Genomic DNA, 18,943 nt, shown 5'->3' with positions numbered 1-18,943 from the left:
TGGTTATTCGCATTTCCTCTTAACGCCTAACGTCGATTGTATAACCGATGCAAGATAGGTTCATGACTTATCAGTGCTGTCACCAAACTTGTATAATCCCCTCTGAAAGCCTATCTTTTATAGTGAATTTGTTAGAGCTTATTAAGTTTCAAGCTTACTCTGACCATCGCCATTCTTTTCAATACTATTTTATATAGCCGACAACATCGTCAATCTGCATTATTGCCTAGCATTTATTTGGGCTCGTTAGATTAATATGGGCTGGACTTGTGCACTAAATAACAGTGCAGTCATGTGCCTACCCTTGATGATGATTGGTTATATTCTCAAAAGGACAGGAAGTTATGCAATACAAAGCGCCCTTACGTGACATTCAATTCGTGATGCATGAGTTACTCGACAGCGAAAGCCATTATAAAACCCTGCCAGCATTCCAAGAAGCGGATCGCGAGCTAATGGACAGCCTGTTTGAAATGGCGGCAAGCTTTGCTGAAAATGAGCTATCACCATTGAATCAAAGTGGTGACGCTGAAGGCTGCCAGTTTAACAATGGTCAAGTCACCACGCCAAAAGGCTTTAAAGAAGCATACAAAGCGTATTGTGAGCTTGGTTTTCCAGCCTTATCTGCTGAAGAAGACTTCGGTGGTCAAAACATGCCGTTTTCATTATCGACCGTCATTAATGAAATGGTTGGTACGGCTAACTGGTCATTCTCTATGTACCCTGGTTTATCGCATGGTGCCATTCAAACCATCGAGCATCACGGTACGGATGAGCAAAAAGACATATATTTAGAAAAAATGATCAGCGGTGAATGGTCAGGTACCATGTGCTTGACTGAAGCACATGCAGGTTCTGATCTGGGTATTATCCGCACCAAAGCCGAGCCTAAAGAAGATGGCAGCTATAGCATCACTGGTCAAAAAATCTTCATTTCAGCGGGTGAGCATGACTTAACGGACAATATCATTCACATTGTATTGGCTCGTCTACCAGGCGCGCCTGCTGGCACAAAAGGCATCTCACTGTTTATCGTTCCTAAGGTAACGGTCAACGAAGATGGTAGCCTAGGTGAAAACAATAACGTCGTTTGTGGCTCTATCGAACACAAAATGGGTATCAAAGCCTCAGCCACTTGCGTGATGAACTTTGATGGCGCAACGGGTTATCTGATTGGCCCAGAAAACCGTGGTCTACAGTGCATGTTTACCTTTATGAACGTGGCGCGTATTGGTACTGCCGTTCAAGGTTTAACAGCAGCAGAATATGCGTTCCAAGGCTCATTGACTTATGCCAAAGATCGTCTAGCAATGCGTTCATTATCTGGTGTTAAAGCCCCTGAAAAAGCAGCTGATCCTATCATCGTTCATCCAGCGGTTCGTAACATGCTGTTGACTGAAAAAGCCTTTGCTGAAGGTGGTCGTGCTTTAGTCTATTACCTCTCACATTTTGCCGATACTGTTGCAAAAGGCGAAGGCGATGCGCTTAAATTTGCTGATCAAATGCTGTCACTATTGACACCGATCGCTAAAGCGTTCTTGACTGAAACTGGTCTAGAAGCGGCTAACCATGGCGTACAGGTTTATGGTGGTCATGGCTTTATCAGCGAATGGGGCATGGAGCAAAACGTGCGTGATACGCGCATTGCGTGTCTTTACGAAGGTACCACTGAAATCCAAGCGCTTGATTTATTAGGTCGTAAAGTATTGGGCTCACAAGGCAAACTGCTTGCAAACTTCGTTAAAATCATCCAAACATTCTGTGAAGAAAATAAAGAAAACGATGAGATGGGTCAGTTTATTCGCCCACTTGCCAAGCATCTTAAAGAATGGGGTGATTTGACTGCACGCATCGGCATGCAAGCCACTGAAAACCCAGATGCGGTTGGCGGCGCTGCGGTTGATTATATGTATTTCAGCGGTTATGTGACGCTAGCCTACTTATGGGCACGCATGGCATTAGTGGCACAAACTGAACTTGCTAACGGTACTAGCGAACAAGCCTTCTACGACGCGAAAGTAAAAACCGCGCAGTTCTACTTTGCTAAGCTATTGCCACGTACCACCACTCACGTACAGCGTATCAGCACTGGTGTTGAACCATACATGAGCATGGACGTTGATCAGTTCGCTTTTTAATTAGACGTTAAATACTGCTAATACTGTATTTTTATCGGCAACATACTCAGGTGTGTTGCCGATTTTCTTAGCGCTATTAAAATTAATAACGAGTAGAGTCAACACTTTCAAAAATCTAACCTTTTATAAAGGCTATCCTTTATCAATACTTTTGGTGTACGCACAATTCACGAAGAAACACACCCGTGCGCAAGCTTATTTGCTAAACTTTGATTATTAACCGCTAAGGTTAGACCAAAAGAACAATTGATATCTTTAACAACTTTAATTTTATTTATTTGAACCAAAGGAATGTTTATGGCTGTTTATAATGCCCCTCTGAATGACATGCGCTTTATCTTAAATGATGTATTTAACGCGCCTAAATTTTGGCAAAACAACGAAAACTTAGCTCATGTCGATATGGAAACAGTCGATATGATTTTGGAAGAAATGGCAAAACTGTCAAAGAACATTCTTTTGCCAATCAACCGCAGCGGCGATGAAGAAGGCGCAACCTTTGAAGGTAATGGCGTCGTCACGACTCCTACTGGATTTAAAGAAGCGTATAAACAGTATGCTGAATCAGGCTGGGTTGGCTTAAGCGGTAACGCTGAATACGGTGGTCAAGGTTTCCCAAAAATGGTGACCATGCTGACTGAAGAGATGGTATTCACTGCCAACCAATCGTTTGCCCTCTACCCTAACCTAACCGTTGGCGCAACACTGTGCCTAAACGCAGCGGCTTCTGAAGAACAAAAGCAAACCTACCTAGAAAAAATGTACAACGGCGAGTGGGCGGGCACCATGTGCTTGACAGAGCCACATGCTGGTACTGACTTAGGTATCATCAAAACCAAAGCTATCCCTAATGATGACGGTAGCTATGATATCTCAGGTACCAAAATCTTTATCACTGGCGGCGAGCATGACTTAACCGAAAATATCATTCATTTGGTATTGGCAAAAACCCCTAACGCGCCAGAAGGCTCAAAAGGTATTTCGTTATTTGTTGTGCCAAAATTTTTGGTCAATGCAGATGGCAGCTTAGGCGAGCGTAACACACTAGCAGTCGGCTCTATCGAGCATAAAATGGGTATCAAAGCCTCAGCCACTTGTGTCATGAACTTTGACAGCGCTAAAGGCTGGATGGTTGGTGCCGAAAACACGGGTTTATCATCAATGTTTATTATGATGAACTATGAGCGTGTCACCATGGGTCTGCAAGGCCTTGGTGGTTCTGAGCTTGCTTACCAAAACGCAGCGCTATATGCCAATGACCGTGGTCAAGGTCGTAGCGATACCCAACTGCAAAGTCCAGAAAAACCAGCGGATGCCATCATTCATCATGCCGATGTGCGCCGTATGCTATTAAATGCCAAAGCCAATACCGAAGCCTCACGTTGCTTTGCGATGTACGTGGCTAAAAATCTTGATGAAGAGAAATTTAGCACCGACCCTGAAGCCGCTCAAGCAGCAGCAGCACGCGTTGCGCTACTAACGCCAGTTGCCAAAGCTTTCTTGACCGACAAAGCATTAGAAGCGACCATTGATTGCCAGCAAGTATTTGGCGGTCACGGCTATATCCGCGAATGGGGTATGGAGCAAATCGTCCGTGATACCCGTATTGCACAGATTTATGAAGGCACCAACGGTATTCAAGCACTTGACTTACTAGGTCGTAAAGTGGCAAAAAATAACGGCAAATACGTCACCCACTTCTTAGGTGAAATTCGTGATTTCGTCAATAACATGCAAGCAGATCATGGTATCAAGCAAGCAACGCTAGATGCTGCCGACACGATTGAAGCATTGACCAACACTGTGCTTAGTAACATTAGCGAGCGTAAAAACGAAGTCAATGGCTGTGCCGTTGACTACATGCATGCCTTTGGTTACCTCGCTTATTCGTATATGTTTGCGTTGATGGTAGAAGCCGCTAACGGTAAAGAAGGTGAGTTTTATACCAATAAAGCCAAGCTTGCCGATTATTTCGTCGGGCGTATTTTGCCACGCATTGATGCTCATGCACAAATGGTTCAAGCTGGTAGTGATCCAATGATGAACTTTGATCTTAGCTACTTTGATGTACCTGCTAGCTAATTTCTTACTTTTATAATAAAGTAAGCCATACCGCACTACGATAAGGGGACAGTCACGCTACTGTCCCTTTTTTTGCCAAAAATATCATCACAGTGATGGTTTCCACAATCGATATAATGAGCGCCACAAAATAACTGCTAACAAAATAATTAACCGCTCAGGCATTGTTACGATTAAAATAACGCAAAGTCACAACATTAAGATTGCTACAAATATCTTTAATGCCTAAATCAATAAGCTTAAAGCTAATAATTTCCAAATTAGTGAGCTGTAAATTAGAAACCTAACCATCAATAGTGGTAGATATCGCGACATTGATAACCAATATAGTCATTCAAAACACCTATATCTTTGCTCATACTCAATAATAACAATGACTGAAATAACCACCACAAGGGATGCAATGTGTCAGAAATAAAACACATTTTACAACAGATTACAGCCTTAAGTGATGTGCCAGATCCTGCGGTACTCAAGCGCCTAATCGATGAGCTACGAGTGAGTGATAAAGAGCCCACGTTAGCCAATCAAAACATTCAAGAGCTGATTGATATTTTACGTCAACATCCAGAATATGCAGATGGACTGTCAAGTTTCGTCTTAAAACTGATTATTGAGTATCGCCAAATTGCTTTATATACCGATACCGGCATCATGTCGGATCAGGGCTTTTTTAATAGTCTACGTCGCCTTATCGGGCACCGTTTTTTACCGCTATTGCCACAAGAAGATTCTGTCGTAGAATTGGTCGGTTATTTATTTGATAAACGCTCTGATGAACGCTGGCTTGCCAATATTAAAAAAGATAAATGGGACGAGCTGGTTGAGCTACTCAAAGTCGATGAACAGCATTTAAACTTAGTTGCGACAGCAAAAAACAGTATTTTGAACGCGATCATCATTTTGTCATACCGTATCAGCGGTATTGGCTTGCATCCAGATTTGATGGAATTTTATCCGCAAATGCTGAATTATTCAGCGTCATTTGTGGCACAAAATCAAGAGGCGGTCTTATACGTCAATCAGTACCGAGAAGCGCATGAGCTTGATACTTTAACGGATATCACGCCCGAAAAAGCGGTAGATCCTGCGCCGTTATTGGTCATGATTGAACAATGCGAAGATATCGTTGCCACCATACGCAAGCGCATTTATAAAACGGGAATCTCTATTCGCCTGACCAACATGATGCTGCGTTTAGACCAAAGCTTGCAGCGTATGCGCATCTTAACTGAACTGGTAGCAGATAATTATGATAAGCGTGATCAGGCGCTCATTGAGTTGATTCAAGCGCTGATTACCACTGCGAGCCGCCGTTATAGTATTGGATACTTAATTGATAATAATACCAAGCTGCTGTCACGCAAAGTCACTGAAAATGCCAGCCGTGTGGGTGAACATTATATTAGTACCGATAAATCGGGCTATCAAAAAATGTTCAAGAAAGCCTCTATCGGTGGTTTTATTATTGCTTTTATGGCAACGCTTAAGATATTAGCCTATAACCTAGCCCTTGCACCGATGGGACGCGCCTTTGTAAATAGTATGATTTATGGATTGGGTTTTGTCTTTATCCATATCGTTCATGGTACGGTTGCTACCAAACAGCCTGCTATGACGGCGGCGGCAATTGCCTCTACTATCTCGGACAGTTCTGGCAAAAAGTCACATCAGTTAAATAAACTATCAGAATTGGTGGTCGATATTTTACGTACCCAGTTTGTGGCAATTATGGGTAATATTATGCTAGCGATACCAGTCGCTTTGATTATCTCTTTTGCATGGCTACAATATACTGGTGCGCCGATGATCAATACCGATAAGGCTGCACACTTACTGCATGATCTTGACCCCTTTCACTCACTGGCATTGCCCCACGCGGCCATTGCTGGTGTGTATTTATTTTTATCGGGTCTTATTGCTGGTTACTACGATAACTTGGCGGTCTACAACCAAATCGGTGCCCGTATTCAGCGCCACAAACTACTTCAATACCTACTACCAAAAACTTGGTTACAGCGTTTAGGCGGTTTTATAGAAGCCAACCTTGGCGCCATTATGGGCAATTTCTTGTTCGGGGTGTTCTTAGGTAGTACTGCAACAATTGGCTATTTATTTGGCTTACCGATTGATATTCGCCACATTGCGTTTGCCTCGGCGAATTTGGCGCATGGACTGTTTAATATATCTGCCAACCAGTGGGATTGGCAGATTGTGTTTATTTCTATTTTAGGCGTTGCCCTTATCGGCATGGTGAACCTCATGGTCAGCTTTTCGCTCGCCTTATTTGTGGCACTGCGCTCTAAAGAAGTCAAATTTATGGAGTGGAGTCGTTTAACCAAACAGCTTTTCAGCCATATGCTTACCCATCCTTCAGACTTTTTCTGGCCACGTGATAAGCCAATGAAATATGCTCGTATCGACAGTCAAGGACATATGATCTTTGACGATACCAGCGCTCATAAAGGGGGACAAACTATTCCCAACAATTATGTAGTGCGGCGTTTGTCTGATGTAAAAATCCTACCTAAATCCAAGCAAAAAAGCATGCAAAATGAACAGGCTATCACAGACATAGATTACGATAATAACATCTCAAATGCTGACACTGACGCTGCGCTAAAAAGTCGGGAAACACACAGCACCACCAATCATATCAGTACCAAAAAAACCATTGAACTCGATGATGGGCTGATAGATGAGGAGCTCAATAGCGTTCCTTATAGTAGTGATATTCAATATGATAAATCGCATAACGCCTTTACTGAGGGTAATGAGACGACTGCCCATCCTGAAAGCGATAACAGCAACCCTGAAAACAAGGCTGCGGGCGATGCTAAAACCTCACTACCTAAACCCAAAAAACCACCAAACCTACCCAGCTAATGGGAAGGTTTTGGTGGTTCAATAAATCGTTTGGATAAGTAAAATAGTTGGGGCGTGACCTCATTTTAAAAACGGAGATAGAAATGAGTCCATACCCTAATATTATGTTTCTGGCTGTAAGCAGTGCGCACTTGACCTGATGATTTTTCCATCACTCAAGCGATAAGCCAATAGATCATTACCCCAAACGCAGCCGCCGTCAAGTGCACGCGCATACGGTAAGTCTACCTCACCTTTCAGCGCTGCCCAGTGCCCAAATAATACCTTGCGAGTCCGCGGTACTCGCCATTCAAACCAAGGCAAAAACCCCTCTGGCATAGACGCTTCTAACCCTGCTGCAAAGCTAAATTCTAACGTGCCGTCTTGTTTGCACAGCCGCATACGAGTGAAATAATTGGCAATTGCACGCATTTTGGTAAAGCCGCTAATATCTGGATGCCAGTCATCAGCAGTCTTGCTATATAAATTCGGCAATAGACGATCCAGCTGTTTTAAACTACTTTGCAATTGTGACTCTAACTGCTGCGCGTAATTTGCTGCCGCCTCAACCGTCCAATGCGGTGGAATGCCAGCATGAACTAATACCGTCTGCTCATCAGGAAAAGCCAATACTGGCTGATGACGTAACCATTCAAGCAGTTCATCGCAATCATCGGCAGCAAAAATAGGCGCTGTCTGATCCTTTTTTTTAATCTTTGCCGCACCGCGCCAGACAGCGATCAAATTGATATCATGATTGCCGAGTACTGTCGCGGCTGCCCCTTGCTCGCAAAGTGCTTTGACATGACGCAAGGTACTTAACGAGTCTTCACCACGTGCCACCAAGTCCCCTGCAAACCATAGCTTGTCTTGTGCAGGATCAAAATCCAATATTTCAAGTAAATGAAGGTACGCCGCATAGCAACCTTGCAGGTCACCGATGACATACTGATGGCGAAATCTCATAAATCCTCAGTGTTTTTACGTGATATTTTTATGTGAAAATTTTATATCGTCATTTCCATATAAATGTCTTTGACGACGAATCGGCAGTAACTCGATTTAAACCTCTACTTTACGCGCTTGATTACTCAAATTCACAAAATCCTTCACACTTAAGACTTCAGGACGTGCTTGTGGGTCGATGCTACACGCTGCAAAATCTTCTTCGCTCAATGTCGGTAGCAATGTTGATTTTTTAAAGATGGCACGTAGCGTCTTACGACGATGGTTAAAGGTTTCACGTACCACTAGCGCGAAATACTCTTCGTCCTCTGCGACGACTGGCTTAATAATATGCGGCGTCAAACGAAAAACCGCACTGGTTACTTTTGGTGGCGGATTAAAAGCACCACGTGGTACGGTCAGTAGATAATCGGTATGGCAGTGATACTGCATAATGACAGATAGGCGACCATAAGTTTTGCTACCGACATCTGCCGTAATACGCTCGACCACTTCTTTTTGCAGCATAAAGTGCATGTCTTGAATCACATCGGCGTAACTGAGCAAATGAAATAAGATAGGCGTAGAAATATTATACGGCAGATTACCAACCACACGGAGCTTGCCACGCTCATCGCTATACAGCTCGCGATAGTCGACATGCATGGCATTGTCTTTGATGATCGTAAAGTTTGGATGGCTGTTGGCACCGATACGAATACGCAGGCTATCTGCCAAATCACGATCCAACTCGACCACAGTCATCGCATCTACTTCTGCCAATAATGGCTCAGTCAATGCGCCCATCCCTGGCCCAATCTCAATCAAATTGTCATCGCGCTCTAAGCGAATGCTCTCAACAATCTCACGGATGACACTGCGATCATGTAAGAAGTTTTGACCAAAGCGCTTACGCGGTTGGTGTTTGGCAGCGCGTAGGCTGTTGGTAATAGACTGAGCATCAAACGAAATTTTGGACATAAAAAAGTCTTAATGGGTAAAAGATAAATGGGCTATAGCGCTATGGCAGCAATGTGCTGGTTTTATAGGCGCTTTTATTGGCTCGTTTTGTAATACGAAATTATACCACAGCTCGTAAATTTGCTGTATTTTTGAGACATTTTATCGATAAACAGCTCATACCTTAGCGCAATCGACATAGTGAATTTTTTGCCCAAAACTAATAGACCTCTTGCAAAAGTCACAAACCAAGCTCTAAATTAACAACACTGGCGAATAGCTTCATTCTAAGATCATAACGCTGACGACGGTTGCGATACTTATGAGCCACGATTTTGAACAACTTGATTAAGCCTATTTTGTGCTCAACCATAATACGAAACTTAGCCAGATAGTGATTGGCTTGTTTGCAGAGCGCTAACAGCTGACCACCACGTGGCTTTTTAAAGGGGGTGAAGCTTTGTTCATGTAACTTTGCAATACCCTGATAGCCACTATCGGCTAATAGTTTAGTGTCACAAGGAAGCCAGTCAGGACAAGTATCTTTATACAGCTTAAAATCGTGCACTGACCCTTTGGACGTTTGAATATCTAATATTAAGCCTGTTTTCCAGTGGACGATCACTTGCGCTTTTAAGGTGTGTTGTTTCTTCTTGCCGCTGTAGTACTCTCTTTGGTTTTTTTTGGACGCTCAATTGGGGTTTCAGTGGCATCGACGATGACGACTGTCCAATTAATATCGTCATCGACTCTACTAGGCAGCTTTTTAGGCAGTTCAAACTTGCCTGAATCAATAAGAACATCTTCTACTTTACGAATGATACGACTGGCAGACGATTCATGAATGCCAAAGTCCATACTGATGTGGTACAGCGTTCGATACTCACGCCAATAAGTAAGTGCTAGTAGTATTTGTTCTTCAAGACTAAGCACGCTTGGTCTACCTGATTTAGTCTTTTGTGCTTCACATTGCTGCATAGCATCCAGCATTTCATGGAAGGTCGCTTTATGAATGCCTGTATAGCGTTTAAAGCCTGCATTATTTTTTTTGAGTAGTTTATCTATGTTTGGCATGGTTCCTAGCCAGTTGTGGATGTGTTTCTTATATTAAATCTCTTTGCTACTTTTGCAAGAGGTCTAATATCCCTATAGAATGTAAAAGAAACCTAAACGATGTTAATATCTCCTTAGGTTTGAAACTAATCTTAGAGCACTTATTATCAGTAAAGGGTGAAAATCGCCCTTCTATAGATGCAATTGTCCGTTTATTTAGTTGGTTATTGGTTAGTAATAATGATTTTCAAGAACATAGTTTTATTATAAAAGTTATAAATGATGGTGGATTCGATCCAAATTATGATTGGGTTGAAGAAAACTATTGATGATTAAAATTGATAACCTATTACTTGAACCATAGAGTTGGATGTTCAAGCCCTTCTTAAGGAACCATGCCTATTTCCATAAAGAAACGTTATAGTAAATAGACCTCTTGCAAAAGTAGCAAAGAGATTTAATATAAGAAACACATCCACAACTGGCTAGGAACCATGCCAAACATAGATAAACTACTCAAAAAAAATAATGCAGGCTTTAAACGCTATACAGGCATTCATAAAGCGACCTTCCATGAAATGCTGGATGCTATGCAGCAATGTGAAGCACAAAAGACTAAATCAGGTAGACCAAGCGTGCTTAGTCTTGAAGAACAAATACTACTAGCACTTACTTATTGGCGTGAGTATCGAACGCTGTACCACATCAGTATGGACTTTGGCATTCATGAATCGTCTGCCAGTCGTATCATTCGTAAAGTAGAAGATGTTCTTATTGATTCAGGCAAGTTTGAACTGCCTAAAAAGCTGCCTAGTAGAGTCGATGACGATATTAATTGGACAGTCGTCATCGTCGATGCCACTGAAACCCCAATTGAGCGTCCAAAAAAAACCAAAGAGAGTACTACAGCGGCAAGAAGAAACAACACACCTTAAAAGCGCAAGTGATCGTCCACTGGAAAACAGGCTTAATATTAGATATTCAAACGTCCAAAGGGTCAGTGCACGATTTTAAGCTGTATAAAGATACTTGTCCTGACTGGCTTCCTTGTGACACTAAACTATTAGCCGATAGTGGCTATCAGGGTATTGCAAAGTTACATGAACAAAGCTTCACCCCCTTTAAAAAGCCACGTGGTGGTCAGCTGTTAGCGCTCTGCAAACAAGCCAATCACTATCTGGCTAAGTTTCGTATTATGGTTGAGCACAAAATAGGCTTAATCAAGTTGTTCAAAATCGTGGCTCATAAGTATCGCAACCGTCGTCAGCGTTATGATCTTAGAATGAAGCTATTCGCCAGTGTTGTTAATTTAGAGCTTGGTTTGTGACTTTTGCAAGAGGTCTATTATTCAAACTAAAGTTACCCAATACTGCGTGATAAATGTCGCTAAGGCACCGACTTATGCAAGAGGTCTATTAATAAGCGATTTATCCGCCATCTCGTTTGCCATTGATAGTGCTTGGTATAAGCTAGTCGCACTTGCGCCGCCGCGTCCCGCTAAATCAAGCGCCGTACCGTGATCAACTGAGGTGCGAATATAAGGCAAACCTAAAGTCAGATTAACCGTATCACCAAAACCATGTGATTTCAGCACTGGCAACCCTTGGTCATGATACATCGCAATCACCGCATCACAGTTGGCTAGATGTCTGGGTGTAAATAACGTATCCGCTGGCATTGCCTCTGATATATCGACGTCTGCTTTGATAAACTCATGTAATACGGGATTGATGATTTCAATCTCTTCTATACCTAGATGCCCACCCTCGCCTGCATGTGGATTAAGACCACAGACTAAAATACGTGGCTGCGTTAAGCCAAATTTTGCTTTCATCTCATCGACGACAGTTTGTACCGTTTGGCGTACATTGTCAGACGTGATTGCAGCAGGGATATCTTTTAGTGGTAAATGAGTGGTGACAAGCGCGACTTTCATGGCTTGATTGGCGAGCATCATAACCACTTTATCACAGCCACTTTGCTGCATAAAAAACTCTGTATGACCGCTAAACATTGTGCCATCTAATAGCTTAATATCAGCTTCTATCAGTGCGGACTTTTGCAATGGTCCAGTGACGATAGCGGCCACTATTTTGTTGGTTGCCAACTGATGGGCAACGTCTAACTGCTTAGCAACCATTGCCGAATTGCGCGTGTTAATTTGTCCGCAGACTACTGGCTCAGCACAAGATATATTAAGCAGAATAAAAGAACTATCCACGTCAGTATCTGGCTGCGACATCTGCTCTACAACGTTAAAATTAAAGTCATCGGTATCGATATCAATAGTTTGCCAGATGGGAAGGTTTTTCAATACATCAGCTGTAACCAACTCATCTGCACGCTTTGTCATAGCGGTGCTATCGGCGGTGACCCAAATTGGGCGTTCAAAATCTTGCAATTTACCCTCAGCCGCTAATAGCAGCACGATATCCATTCCAATACCAGCAGGCTCACCAGTTGTGATTAATAATGGCAATTTTTTTTGTATATCTTGCATCGTAACTACGCCTTTATATTTATATTGAGTCGTGAATTTTATTGTATTTTTTATGGGAAAAATAAGTACTGACACTTATATTGTATAGATAATTTTTTACTTATTACAACCGTCATCTAGAATAGATAGTTGTCTATGGGTGCCGAAAAAAGCCTATTATGTGTTAAACTTTCGCTTTTCATTATAGCATTTACCAGTCAACACCGAGCTCAGGTTTTGGTACTTCAATTATAGTGACATTTGGCGTTTTATTTGCTGTATCAGCACCCAATAAAACCCTGATGTCACACACTCATTTATACCCTCTTTTATATCGACTTTTGACACATTAGGCAATCATGGCAGACAACGAAAAAACCGACGACTTACTCAATCAGACACCGCCGCACAATATCGATATTGAAAAGGCATTGCTCGCGTCCTTAATGAGTATCGAAGAGGCGTACGACAAGATTACTGATATCGTTACCAAAGATGATTTTTATGCAGGGCGACATCAGTATATTTTTGATGCTATTGCTCATTTAGCGGCAGTCAACGAACCCTATGATACGGTCATGGTACACGACTGGCTAGAAGCACAAAAACTCCTTAAAAGTGCAGGCGGCGATAGCTACTTGGCAGATATTTTGAGCCAAAGCCCTGCGACCTTGTTTAACCTGACCGCCTATGCTCAGCGCGTTCGTGAACTATCTACTCTACGCCAACTGATTACGACTGGCAATGAGATGCTTACGCTCGCCTATAATCCTAAAGACCAGACCGTCAGTGATATTTTAGACAGTGTTGAGGGTAAGATATTTAGTATCAATGAGCAGCATAATAAACGCGCCGAACAGCGTGGACCTGTGGGTATCACGGCTGTTTTGACCAACGTTATTGATAAGATTCAAGAGCTAAAATCCAATCCCGATGGCATGATTGGTTTACAGACGCCGTTTGCTGAGTTGAATAATAAAACCCAAGGCTTGCAGGCAGGTGACTTAATCATTGTAGCTGCGCGCCCTTCTATGGGTAAAACCACTTTTGCCATGAACTTGGCAGAAGGTATTTTATTTAACGAAGATCTGCCTGTTGTGGTGTTTTCGATGGAGATGCCTGCTGAGTCTATCGTCATGCGTTTGCTGTCCTCATGGGGCGCGATTAATCAGACGCATCTGCGTTCTGGGCAAATGAATGAAGATGAATGGGCAAAAATGATGAACGCCATTCAGCACTTGCAATCTAAACATCTCTATATTGATGATAGTACTGCTTTGCCACCCTCTGAGATGCGTTCACGCTGCCGCCGTATCGCCAAAAACCATGATGGCAAGCTTGGCGCCATCGTCGTCGATTATCTGCAGTTGATGAAAGTGCCAAACCTAGATGGCAACCGTGTTGGGGAAATCTCTGAGATTTCACGTAGTTTGAAAGCGCTAGCACGTGAACTTGAATGCCCTGTTATCGCTTTGTCGCAGCTTAACCGCAGTCTAGAAAACCGCCCTAACAAGCGCCCTATTATGTCGGATTTGCGTGAATCGGGTGCGATTGAGCAGGATGCCGATTTGATTATGTTCATCTATCGTGATGAGGTTTATAATGAGAATACAGACCACAAAGGCGTGGCTGAAATCATTATTGGTAAGCAGCGTAACGGCCCTATCGGCACCATACGTTTGGGCTTTGAAGGGCAATTTACCCGCTTTATTAACCTAACGCCAGAATACTATCAAAATGTCAGTTTCGAGAACGACGAGTAATCAATCTTATAAAATTTTAGCCTAATAAAGCTAAGCCTGATAAAGACTGAAGCTTAATCATAAGCGAACAAATAGTTTTTAATAAAATAGCCAGTGCTGCATTAGCCCAATTGATGCAGTACTGGCTTTATAACTTCATAATTCTACTTATAAAGAAGCCAATTATGCGTACTATCATAATCAAACCACAAGCCATTACTCACAACTTAAACCAAGTTAAGAAAATAGCAGCAAACTCTAAAGTTCTCGCCATGGTCAAGTCTAACGCTTACGGACATGGCGTGGCAGCGGTATTGCCTGCATTGCAACAAGCAGACGGTGTTGGTGTTGCAACCTTGACTGAGGCGCTAGAAGCTCGGCAGTTAGGCTGGGACAAAACCATTGGTTTGATTGAAGGGGCATTTAGCGCTGATGAGTGGCAGCAAACCATTGAGCATGATATTAGCTGCGTGATTCACCATGCGCCGCAATTGCAGTGGGCACTCGACAATATCCCACCAGCCAATAGTGCGACCAGAGTGGTTTGGCTTAAATATAATACTGGTATGAACCGTCTAGGCTTCAACGCTGAAGGTATTATGACAGCGGCTAAGCGCCTGCATGAAGTGGGATATCAGCTGATACTAGCCACGCATTTTGCTAATGCCGATGACAGCACTCATCCATTAAACTCAATGCAAATTCAGCGTTTTTCAGATGTATTAAGCACTTTGCAAGAGACTGTTAGCAACGATATCAAAGGCTCATTATGCAATTCAGCTGGTATCGTTAATTTTCCAGAGCATCATTATGATTGGGTACGTCCCGGCATTATTTTATATGGTAGCGCCCCTGTCATTGATAAAAGCGCGCATGAGTTAGACTTACAGCCAGCGATGGATTTCAGCGCACAAATTATCGCTCTGCAAACAGTTCAGGCAGACAATGCTATTGGCTATGGCAGTCGTTGGACAGCGCAGAAAGACACTAGAACAGCGCTGGTAAGTGTCGGCTACGGTGATGGTTACCCTCGTGTCATCAGCGATGAAGCCTATGTCACTGTTATAGATACTACCAACGATAAAAGCTACCGATGCGCAGTCATTGGACGCGTGGCAATGGATATGATTGTCATTGATGTCAGTACCGCACCAGAAGACATTGCATTAGACAGCAAAGTAATACTGTGGGGTGATGCCCCGCACGTCGATGAAGTCGCCGCACATGCTGGTACGATTAGCTACGAGCTACTATGCCGCCTAAGCATTCGCCCAAATCGCATACAAGTATAATTATGCTGACCTCATCACTATTCAGGTAATGTCTGTTTGCCAGACTTATAAATCACGGCAAATTGGACATTTACATTAAGCCTAATTGCGCTATACTAAAAGTTTGTTGTCACCCCAGCATACGCACTGACGCGATGCTATTAAAGACTGATAACGTTTCACTGACTGCGATCGACTGCTAGGATTACTATGAGTTTGCGCCATTTTTTGACCTTATCTGATTTAACCAAACAAGAACTAGAAAACCTTATAAAGCGTGCCAGCGAATTGCGCAAAATGCAACACGCAGGCGAGATATATCAGCCGTTTGTTGGTCGTACGCTTGGCATGATATTTGAAAAATCCTCAACCCGTACGCGCATCTCGTTTGAGACGGGTATGGGTCAGTTTGGTGGTAGTGCTATCTTTTTGTCGCCAAATGATACCCAACTTGGGCGTGGTGAGCCGCTAGAAGACTCTGCCCGTGTCATATCGAGCATGGTCGATATCATCATGATTCGTACCTTTGGTCACGAAAAAGTTGAGACCTTTGCTGAATACTCAAGCGTGCCTATTATCAATGCTTTAACTGACGAATTTCATCCTTGCCAGCTACTGGCTGATATGCAAACCTATTATGAGCACCGCGGTAGTATCGAAAATAAAATCGTCACTTGGGTCGGTGATGGTAATAATATGTGCGCCTCCTATATGCAAGCAGCCCATCAGTTTGGTTTTGAGCTACGCGTCGCTGCACCTTATGGGTTTGAGCCTGACCCTGAGCTGATGAAACGCTTCTCGCATTGCGTCAGTATTGTCGAAAATGTACAAGAAGCCGCGAAAGATTCAAATTTAATTGTCACCGATGTATGGGCAAGCATGGGACAAGAGTCTGAACAAAACACTCGTGCGCGCCGTTTTGCCGCTTATCAAGTAACGCCATCGCTATTGGACAAAGCCGATCCTGAAGTGGTATTTATGCACTGTCTGCCCGCGCATCGTGGTGAGGAGATCTCTCATGATATGCTTGACGACCCACGCTCAGTGGTATGGGATGAAGCAGAGAACCGCTTACATGCGCAAAAAGCCTTGATGGAATTTTTGCTAAAAGACAAAATCAAACTTTAAAAAATGTAGCCATAATCTATTTATGGAAGAGTAAGTACGAAAAAGGCAGGTCACACTAAATGTGGTCTGCCTTTTTCGTTTCTGATTAATAATAAGCCACTGCTTAACCGATTTTTAACGAGTAAGCATTTTTTAACGAATAAGTGTCGTCACACCATTACTACCTGCTTTCAGCAATACATCAGCTTGATTGGCCGCAAAAATACCATTACACACCACACCCACAATATTATTCAGCTCTTTTTCAAGCTCTATTGGATTACTCACATCCAAATCATAAGTATCTAAGATAACATTACCATAATCAGTCACAAAATCTTCGCGGTAAACTGGCTCACCGCCCATACGGGCTAATTGCCGTGCGACATAAGAACGTGCTTGCGGCAGTACCTCAATAGGAACAGGAAACTCGCGACCTAGCACCTCAACGCTTTTGCTCTCATCAACCATGCATATAAATTTATTAGAAGCCGCTGCCACGATTTTTTCACGAGTGAGCGCGCCGCCGCCACCCTTTATCAATTGCAAATGCTCATTGACCTCATCTGCCCCATCGATATAAATATCAAGCGTACCAGCAAAGTTCAAATCAACTATTTCAATACCAAGGGCACGAAGTTTGTCTTCAGTGACCTGTGAGCTAGCCACCGCGCCAGCAAGCTTTACAGTTGGCAATAATTCAATCAAACAGTTGACCGTACTGCCTGTGCCTACTCCAAGTATCATGTCATCTTCGATATAACTTAGAGCCGCTTTGGCTGCGGCTTGCTTTTGTGCTTGCTGATCACTCATCATAAATCCTTGGCAAAATAAACGTATCGCTTTAAAAAAAGTAAAGGGTAAAAAGGTAAAATGCGCCGCCATTATACCCGATGAGCTTAATGGATGTCAGCGTAATAGCCACGCTAATCGCAAGACATTCACTCAAATTTTAAAATGAAGACAGATAAGGCAACCAAACAACCAAAGCCAGTAGCGTGACCAATAGTACGGGCGGGGTAATGAGCAGTCCAATCTTCATATACTGCCCCCAACTGATTTTATAGTCTTTTTCTGCCAATACATGGAGCCACAATAAAGTTGCAAGGCTACCGATAGGTGTGAATTTCGGCCCCAAATCATTACCAATCACATTGGCATAAATCATGAGCTCTCGAGTGGCATCAGGTACTTGCGCACTATCAATCGCCAGTGCACCTACTAAAGTAGACGGCATATTATTCATGACAGAGGCTACAATAGCAGAGAGGAATCCCGTTCCTACTGTTGCGATGACCGTACCCTGCTGCCCTAGCCAATTCAAAACTTGAGCACCATAGGCAGTCAATCCTGCATTGCCCAAGCCATAAACAACCAAGTACATACCGATGGAAAATAATACGATTTGCCAAGGTGCTTGACGCAGGATATCAGATACAGAAACAACGGCATCACGCCCCCCTTGCCACCAACGTCCTGCAATTGCCATTAATATTAATGCCGTCACTCCTGTCACCAAGGAGATGGCAATGCCCAATGACTCAGTCGTAAAGTAGGCAATAAGTAGCAACGCGAGCAGCGGAAAGGCTGCTTTAAAGACCAGCGGATCTTCAATCGCAGACTTTGGTGCACTCAAATCAGCAATGGAGTAGTGTTTTGGAATGTGCCGCGCATAGACCACCCATAATACGGCGAGCGTCGCCAATACAGAAACAATATTGACCGGTACCATAACCGCAGCATAACGACCAAATCCAATGTCAAAATAATTGGCACTAACAATATTGACCAGATTAGAAGTGACTAACGGCAGGCTTGCCGTATCAGCAATGAAGCCAGTCGCAATGATAAATGCCAAAGCGGATGGTGGTGAGAATTTAAGACGTAGTAAGATAGCGATGACAATCGGTGTCAGTAGCAATGCTGCTCCATCATTGGCAAACAATGCCGAGATAAACGCGCCTAAAATCACAATCATAGGAAATAGCAAACGTCCTTGCCCATTGCCAAGCCTAGCCACATGCAGTGCTGCCCACCCAAAAAATCCTGCTTTATCTAAGATAAGCGAGATAATGATAAGCGCCACAAAGGTAAAAGTTGCATCCCAAACGATGTCCCACACAATACCAATATCGGAGAGCTTTACCATGCCAAAAGCCAAGGCGACCAATGCACCGCCCATTGCACTCCAGCCAATACCCAGCCCTTTGGGCTGCCATACCACCAAAACCAAAGTCACGATAAATATAATCAATGCGATCATTGAGTAACCTTTTTAGGCTTAATTATTATAAGAACAAT

At 43.1% G+C, this 18,943-nt stretch carries 15 protein-coding genes; 8 read left to right on the top strand and 7 right to left on the bottom strand.

What is annotated here, in order from left to right; genetic code table 11:
* The first annotated feature begins 344 nt into the window (after nucleotides 1–344).
* From JMY05_RS04055 to JMY05_RS04045, 3 genes are all read left to right on the top strand, one after another.
* Nucleotides 345–2,138: an acyl-CoA dehydrogenase C-terminal domain-containing protein gene (locus JMY05_RS04055; RefSeq protein ID WP_201614221.1), complete on the top strand. Its 1,794-nt coding sequence runs from the start codon at nucleotides 345–347 to the stop codon at nucleotides 2,136–2,138.
* Nucleotides 2,139–2,435: 297 nt separating this feature from the next.
* Nucleotides 2,436–4,220, top strand: coding sequence for an acyl-CoA dehydrogenase C-terminal domain-containing protein (locus JMY05_RS04050; RefSeq protein WP_201614220.1), 1,785 nt, complete (start codon nucleotides 2,436–2,438; stop codon nucleotides 4,218–4,220).
* A gap of 405 nt (nucleotides 4,221–4,625) precedes the next feature.
* Entirely contained in the window at nucleotides 4,626–7,106 is a 2,481-nt protein-coding gene (locus tag JMY05_RS04045; RefSeq protein ID WP_201614219.1) for a site-specific recombinase, read from the top strand.
* A 102-nt stretch (nucleotides 7,107–7,208) separates the two neighbouring features.
* Here the strand turns inward: JMY05_RS04045 and JMY05_RS04040 are convergent, their stop codons facing one another.
* From JMY05_RS04040 to JMY05_RS04025, 4 genes are all read right to left on the bottom strand, one after another.
* Nucleotides 7,209–8,051, bottom strand: coding sequence for a symmetrical bis(5'-nucleosyl)-tetraphosphatase (locus JMY05_RS04040; protein ID WP_045447354.1), 843 nt, complete (start codon nucleotides 8,049–8,051; stop codon nucleotides 7,209–7,211).
* Nucleotides 8,052–8,147: 96 nt separating this feature from the next.
* Entirely contained in the window at nucleotides 8,148–9,011 is an 864-nt protein-coding gene (gene rsmA / locus JMY05_RS04035) for a 16S rRNA (adenine(1518)-N(6)/adenine(1519)-N(6))-dimethyltransferase RsmA (protein ID WP_060491043.1), read from the bottom strand.
* A 220-nt stretch (nucleotides 9,012–9,231) separates the two neighbouring features.
* Nucleotides 9,232–9,615 (bottom strand): transposase family protein, encoded by a 384-nt coding sequence (locus tag JMY05_RS04030; RefSeq protein WP_095849362.1) that lies wholly within the window; start codon nucleotides 9,613–9,615, stop codon nucleotides 9,232–9,234.
* Between the two features lie 8 nt (nucleotides 9,616–9,623).
* Nucleotides 9,624–10,064, bottom strand: a complete 441-nt coding sequence (locus JMY05_RS04025) for a transposase family protein (protein WP_045448343.1) — start codon at nucleotides 10,062–10,064, stop codon at nucleotides 9,624–9,626.
* 473 nt (nucleotides 10,065–10,537) lie between these two features.
* Here JMY05_RS04025 and JMY05_RS04020 point away from each other — a divergent pair, with 473 nt between their 5' ends.
* Together JMY05_RS04020 and JMY05_RS04015 are read left to right on the top strand one after the other, a co-directional pair.
* A complete protein-coding gene (locus JMY05_RS04020; RefSeq protein ID WP_045448343.1) occupies nucleotides 10,538–10,978 on the top strand; it encodes a transposase family protein in 441 nt (146 codons plus the stop codon).
* Between the two features lie 8 nt (nucleotides 10,979–10,986).
* Nucleotides 10,987–11,370, top strand: a complete 384-nt coding sequence (locus JMY05_RS04015) for a transposase family protein (RefSeq protein ID WP_095849362.1) — start codon at nucleotides 10,987–10,989, stop codon at nucleotides 11,368–11,370.
* Nucleotides 11,371–11,442: 72 nt separating this feature from the next.
* On the opposite strand, the gene pdxA is transcribed toward JMY05_RS04015, so the two are convergent.
* Nucleotides 11,443–12,534 (bottom strand): 4-hydroxythreonine-4-phosphate dehydrogenase PdxA, encoded by a 1,092-nt coding sequence (gene pdxA / locus JMY05_RS04010; RefSeq protein ID WP_201615337.1) that lies wholly within the window; start codon nucleotides 12,532–12,534, stop codon nucleotides 11,443–11,445.
* A 347-nt stretch (nucleotides 12,535–12,881) separates the two neighbouring features.
* Here pdxA and dnaB point away from each other — a divergent pair, with 347 nt between their 5' ends.
* The 3 genes from dnaB to argF all read left to right on the top strand — a co-directional run bounded on the left by dnaB (nucleotide 12,882) and on the right by argF (nucleotide 16,663).
* On the top strand, nucleotides 12,882–14,285 hold the full coding sequence (gene dnaB / locus JMY05_RS04005; protein ID WP_201614218.1) for a replicative DNA helicase: 1,404 nt from the start codon (nucleotides 12,882–12,884) through the stop codon (nucleotides 14,283–14,285).
* A gap of 164 nt (nucleotides 14,286–14,449) precedes the next feature.
* Nucleotides 14,450–15,556 (top strand): alanine racemase, encoded by a 1,107-nt coding sequence (alr, locus tag JMY05_RS04000; protein WP_045446461.1) that lies wholly within the window; start codon nucleotides 14,450–14,452, stop codon nucleotides 15,554–15,556.
* A 189-nt stretch (nucleotides 15,557–15,745) separates the two neighbouring features.
* Entirely contained in the window at nucleotides 15,746–16,663 is a 918-nt protein-coding gene (gene argF, locus JMY05_RS03995; RefSeq protein WP_055124903.1) for an ornithine carbamoyltransferase, read from the top strand.
* 132 nt (nucleotides 16,664–16,795) lie between these two features.
* On the opposite strand, the gene rpiA is transcribed toward argF, so the two are convergent.
* Together rpiA and JMY05_RS03985 are read right to left on the bottom strand one after the other, a co-directional pair.
* Complete coding sequence (gene rpiA, locus JMY05_RS03990; RefSeq protein WP_198329851.1) at nucleotides 16,796–17,455, bottom strand: ribose-5-phosphate isomerase RpiA; 660 nt, start codon at nucleotides 17,453–17,455, stop codon at nucleotides 16,796–16,798.
* 139 nt (nucleotides 17,456–17,594) lie between these two features.
* Complete coding sequence (locus JMY05_RS03985) at nucleotides 17,595–18,905, bottom strand: arsenic transporter (protein WP_201614217.1); 1,311 nt, start codon at nucleotides 18,903–18,905, stop codon at nucleotides 17,595–17,597.
* Between the last annotated feature and the right edge of the window lie 38 nt (nucleotides 18,906–18,943).

Source organism: Psychrobacter sp. JCM 18902 (assembly GCF_904846615.1).
In the GTDB taxonomy this organism is placed as follows: Bacteria; Pseudomonadota; Gammaproteobacteria; order Pseudomonadales; family Moraxellaceae; genus Psychrobacter.
This window is presented reverse-complemented; position numbering and strand designations above follow the sequence as displayed.

Coding starts and splice junctions, on each gene's coding strand:
- JMY05_RS04025 (WP_045448343.1), bottom strand. CDS start 10,064: ATGCCAAACATAGATAAACTACTCAAAAAAAATAATGCAGGCTTTAAA.
- argF (WP_055124903.1), top strand. CDS start 15,746: ATGAGTTTGCGCCATTTTTTGACCTTATCTGATTTAACCAAACAAGAA.
- dnaB (WP_201614218.1), top strand. CDS start 12,882: ATGGCAGACAACGAAAAAACCGACGACTTACTCAATCAGACACCGCCG.
- rsmA (WP_060491043.1), bottom strand. CDS start 9,011: ATGTCCAAAATTTCGTTTGATGCTCAGTCTATTACCAACAGCCTACGC.
- alr (WP_045446461.1), top strand. CDS start 14,450: ATGCGTACTATCATAATCAAACCACAAGCCATTACTCACAACTTAAAC.
- JMY05_RS04050 (WP_201614220.1), top strand. CDS start 2,436: ATGGCTGTTTATAATGCCCCTCTGAATGACATGCGCTTTATCTTAAAT.
- JMY05_RS04055 (WP_201614221.1), top strand. CDS start 345: ATGCAATACAAAGCGCCCTTACGTGACATTCAATTCGTGATGCATGAG.
- JMY05_RS03985 (WP_201614217.1), bottom strand. CDS start 18,905: ATGATCGCATTGATTATATTTATCGTGACTTTGGTTTTGGTGGTATGG.
- JMY05_RS04020 (WP_045448343.1), top strand. CDS start 10,538: ATGCCAAACATAGATAAACTACTCAAAAAAAATAATGCAGGCTTTAAA.
- rpiA (WP_198329851.1), bottom strand. CDS start 17,455: ATGAGTGATCAGCAAGCACAAAAGCAAGCCGCAGCCAAAGCGGCTCTA.
- JMY05_RS04040 (WP_045447354.1), bottom strand. CDS start 8,051: ATGAGATTTCGCCATCAGTATGTCATCGGTGACCTGCAAGGTTGCTAT.